This is a genomic window from Actinokineospora sp. NPDC051303, from assembly GCF_055586285.1.
The window spans coordinates 1-4933 of sequence record NZ_JBVJIN010000103.1; the positions used below are offsets into that span (position 1 = coordinate 1).

At 72.7% G+C, this 4933-nt stretch carries 1 protein-coding gene and 1 pseudogene; both read left to right on the forward strand.

The window, feature by feature from the left end:
* On the forward strand, nt 1-3144 hold a 3144-nt coding region (locus ACZ6SD_RS32780), incomplete at its 5' end, for a type I polyketide synthase (RefSeq protein WP_465320911.1).
* A gap of 58 nt (nt 3145-3202) precedes the next feature.
* A pseudogene (locus tag ACZ6SD_RS32785) lies at nt 3203-4933 on the forward strand (type I polyketide synthase); the annotation flags it as partial.

A 4933-nucleotide genomic window follows, 5' to 3' on the forward strand; every position in this document is an offset into this window, starting at 1 on the left:
GTGGCTGCTGGGCGTGGGGTGAAGCGGTTGAGGGTGAGTCATGCGTTTCATTCGCCGCGTATGGATGCCATGCTTGAGGATTACCGGCGGGTGGCGGCAGGCGTCACCTTCTCCGCGCCGGACATCCCGCTTGTGTCGACGGTGACCGGACTGCTTGCCGACGACGACCTGACGACCGCCCGGTATTGGGTTCGCCAGGTCCGGGGGACGGTGCGGTTCGCCGACGCGGTCCGGACGCTGGCCGACTCCGGCGTCCGGACCTTCGTCGAGATCGGTCCGGACGCCGTGCTCACGGCGATGGCCCGCGAGATCGCCGACCACCACGCGGTGGCGGCCCTGCGCCGCGACCGCGCGGAGCCGGAGACCGTCGTGTCCGCGCTCGCCGCGCTGCACAACGGCGGCGCCGCGGTCGACTGGGCCGCGTTCTTCGCCGGGACCGGAGCCAGGCGGGTCCCGCTGCCCACCTACCCGTTCCAGCGGGAACGGTTCTGGCTGCGGGCATCGGCGGCGGTGGCGGACGTCGCGTCGGCCGGACTGGGCGCGGTGGGCCACCCGCTGCTCGGCGCGGAGGTGAGCGTCGCGGGCGAGGATGAGCTGATCCTGACCGGGCTGCTGTCCACCCGCGCCCACCCGTGGCTCGCCGACCACGCCGTGCTCGGCTCGGTGCTGCTCCCCGGCACGGCGCTCCTGGATCTGGCGGCGTGGGCGGGCGAGCGCGTCGGCCGCCCACGGGTCGAGGACCTGACGGTGACCGCCCCGCTGGTGCTGCCGGAGATCGGCGGGGTGCGGATCCAGGTGGCTATCAGCGCGCCGCTGGACACCGGGGACCGTTCCATCACAGTCCACTCGCGACCGGACGGCGAGCAGGACCAGCCGTGGACGCGGCACGCGACCGGGGTGCTGTCGGCCGCGCGCGCCGAGGCCGAGAGCTTGCCGGTGTGGCCGCCCGCGGGCGCGGTCGAGGTCGATCTGACCGGCCTCCACGATCGGCTCGCCGACCAGGGCTACGGGTACGGTCCCGCGTTCCAGGGGCTGCGCAGGGTCCTGCGTGACGGCGACGACCTGTTCGCCGAGGTGGCGTTGCCCGAGGACACTCCGGCGACGGGCTTCCTGCTGCACCCCGCCGTGCTCGACGCGGCGCTGCACGCGTTGCTGCCCGGTGTCGCGGGCGACGGCGGTGACGTGGTCCTGCCGTTCTCCTGGTCGGGGGTGGAAATCTTCGCCCCAGGCGTGGGCACGGTGCGCGTTCGGTTGTCCCGGGTCACCACGGAGTCGGTGTCGTTGGTCGTGGCCGACGACCTTGGCTCGCCGGTCGCGGTCGCGGAGTCGCTAGTGCTGCGACCGGTGGCCCGCGACGCGCTTCGGCGGGCCCGCGCCGCCGACGCCCTGCTCGGTGTCGAGTGGACGCCCGTGCCCGTCATGCCCGGCGGGCAGGCGCACTGGGTCGACGGCCTGTCGGACGTGCTCGCGCTCGCAGACCCGTTGCCGGACGTCGTGATAGTCCCGGTCCCCGCCACGGGGACTGCCCACGAGGTCACCGCAGCGGTGCTGGCGATGCTGCAGGACTGGCTCGCCGAGGAGCGGACGGCGGGCACCAGGCTGGTGCTGGCGACCAGGGGCGCGGTCGCGGTCGGCGGCGAGCACGTGACCGGCATGGCGCAGTCGGGCGTGTGGGGCTTGGTCCGCACGGCCCAGACCGAGCACCCCGACCGGTTCACCATGGTCGACCTCGACGACGACCCGGAGTCGCGCGGCGCGGTCACCGGCGTCGTGGCCTCCGGCGAACCACAGGCCGCCGTGCGCGGGGGCCAGGTTCGCGTACCCCGGCTGGCCCGGCTGGATCTGACCGCCGGAACCCTCGACTGGGGCGCCGGACCGGTGCTGGTCACCGGCGCGACCGGCGCGCTCGGCGGCGTGCTCGCCCGGCACCTGGTGACCGAACACGGGGTCCGCGAACTGCTGCTGGTCAGCAGGCGCGGCCAGGACGCGCCGGGCGCGGCCCGGTTGCTCGCCGAGCTGACCGAGGCGGGCGCGACCGTCACCCTGGTCGCCTGCGACGTCGCCGACCGGCGGTCGGTCGCGGCGCTGCTCGCCGAGCACCCGGTCACCGCGGTCGTGCACACCGCGGGCGTCCTCGACGACGGGCTGCTCACAGCCATGACCCCCGAACGCCTCGACACCGTGCTGATGGCGAAGGTGTCCGCGGCGTGGAACCTGCACGAGCTGACCCGTGACCACGACCTGTCGGCCTTCGTCCTGTACTCATCGGTGGCGGGTCTGCTCGGCACCGCAGGGCAGGCGAACTACGCGGCGGGCAACACCTTCCTCGACGCGCTGGCCCAGCACCGCAAGGCGCTCGGCCTGCCCGCGACCGCGCTGGCCTGGGGGCTGTGGGAGAGCGGCGACGGGATGGCAGGCGCACTGTCCGATGTGGACGTCCGTAGGTTGGCCAAGTCCGGGCTGCTACCGCTTTCGGCACCGGAGGCGATGGCCGCCTTCGACGCCGCGGTGTCCGCTGAGGCGGCGGTCTTCGCCGTGGCGAGGCTGGACACCGCCGCGCTGCGGGCGCGCGGCGACGACCTGCCCGCGGTCCTGCGCGGGCTGGCGCCAAAGTCCGAGCGGTCGGTCGCCGCGCGGGCGGAGGGGTCGCTGCGGCAACGGCTGGCGGGGATGGCGCGGGCGGACCGGGAGCGGGCGCTGATCGATTTGGTCCGCTCGCACGTCGCCGCCGTCCTCGGGCACACGGACCACGACGCGATCGGGGCCGACCGCGCGTTCCAGGAGCTGGGGTTCGACTCGCTGACCGCGGTGGAGCTGCGCAACCAGCTCAACGTGGCCACCGGTCTGCGGCTGCCCACGACGCTCGTGTTCGACCACCCGACCCCGTTCGCACTCGGCACGCACCTGCTTGACCTCGTGGTAGTCGAGGACGGGCTGCCGGTCCTGGCCGACCTGGACCGGCTGCGGACGGTGATCACCATGGCCGTCGCGGACAGGTCCGCGCACGAGGAGATCACCGCCCGGCTCAGGGACCTGCTCGCGCTGTGCGACGAGGCGCACGACGACAGCGGCCCCGACGACGGGCCGGACCTCGACTCCGCCAGCGACGAGGAGCTGTTCGCCCTGGTCGACGGGCTCGAATAGCACCACACCAGACCTACGACGAAAGTCGAACACCGAGCGGGGAGCTGAGATTCACGTGTCCGACGAGAAACTTCGGGAATACCTCAAGCGTGCCATCGCCGACGCCAGGGACGTCCGCAAGCGCCTCCGCGACATCGAGGACAAGAACCAGGAGCCGATCGCCGTGGTCGGCCTCGGCTGCCGCTATCCGGGCGGGGTCCGCACCGCCGGGCAGCTCTGGGACCTCGTCGCGGGCGGCGTTGACGCCGTGTCGCCGTTCCCGACCGATCGGGGCTGGGCGGAGGACCTGTTCGACCCCGACCCGGACAGCGCTGGCAAGAGCTACGTCCGGGAAGGCGGGTTCCTGCACGACGCGGGCGAGTTCGACCCGGAGTTCTTCGGGATCTCCCCGCGCGAGGCGCAGGCGATGGATCCGCAGCAGCGGCTGCTGCTGGAGACCGCGTGGGAGTCTTTCGAGGACGCTGGCCTGCCGCCGGAGCAGTACCGGGGCAGCCGGACCGGGGTGTTCGTCGGGCTGATGTACGGCGACTACGGCTCGCGGCCCGCGCTGCCGTCCGCGGGCTACGAGGGCTACCTGCTCAGCGGGAGCGCGGGCAGCATCGCCTCGGGGCGGCTCGCCTACACCTTCGGCTTTGAGGGGCCCGCGGTCACCGTCGACACTGCCTGCTCGTCCTCGCTGGTCGCCCTGCACCTCGCCGCGAACGCGCTGCGGGCCGGGGAATGCGATCTCGCATTGGCGGGCGGCGCCACCGTGATGGCCACCCCCACCGGATTCGTCGAGTTCTCCCGGCTGCGCGGTCTGGCGCCGGACGGCCGGGTGAAGTCCTTCGCGGCCGCGGCCGATGGCACTGCCTGGTCCGAGGGCGTCGGCCTAGTGCTGCTGGAGCGGCTGTCGGACGCCCGCAAGCACGGTCACCGGATCCTGGCCGTGCTGCGTGGTTCCGCGGTGAACCAGGACGGCGCGTCGAATGGTTTGACTGCCCCGAATGGTCCGTCGCAGGAGCGGGTGATTCGTCAGGCGCTGGCGAACGCGGGTTTGGTTTCGTCCGATGTGGATGTTGTGGAGGCGCATGGGACGGGCACGACGTTGGGCGATCCGATCGAGGCGCAGGCGTTGTTGGCGACCTATGGTCAGGACCGGTCTGAGCCGTTGTGGTTGGGGTCGTTGAAGTCCAATATCGGGCACGCGCAGGCAGCCGCGGGTGTCGGCGGTGTGATCAAGATGATCGAGGCCATGCGGCACGGCGTGCTGCCCCGCACTCTGCACGTCGACGAGCCGACCCCGCATGTCGACTGGGACACCGGTTCGGTGCGGCTGCTGACCGAGGCGCGGGACTGGCCGTCGGTGAACCGGCCCAGGCGGGCGGCGGTGTCGTCGTTCGGGTTCGGCGGCACCAATGCGCACATCATCGTCGAAGAGTTCCCCATCGACGAGCAGGCGCGTCCCGCGCAGATCCCGGCGGTGCCCTGGGTGCTCTCGGCGAAGACCCCGGCCGCGCTGGCCGAACAGGCCGAGCGCCTGCTGCCCATCGCAGCCGAGGAGAAGCCGGTGCGGGTGGGCTTCTCGTTGGCCACGGGCCGGTCGGCGTTCGAGCATCGGGCGGTGGTCGTCGGCCGCGACCGCGATGAGCTTCTGACCGGACTGCGGGACCTGGCCTCGGGTGGCACGCCGAGCGCCCAAGACCGGCCCACGGGCGGCAAAGTCGGGTTTTTGTTTACTGGTCAGGGTGCGCAGCGGGTGGGGATGGGGCGTGAGCTTCATGGGGCGTATCCGGTGTATGCGGAGGCG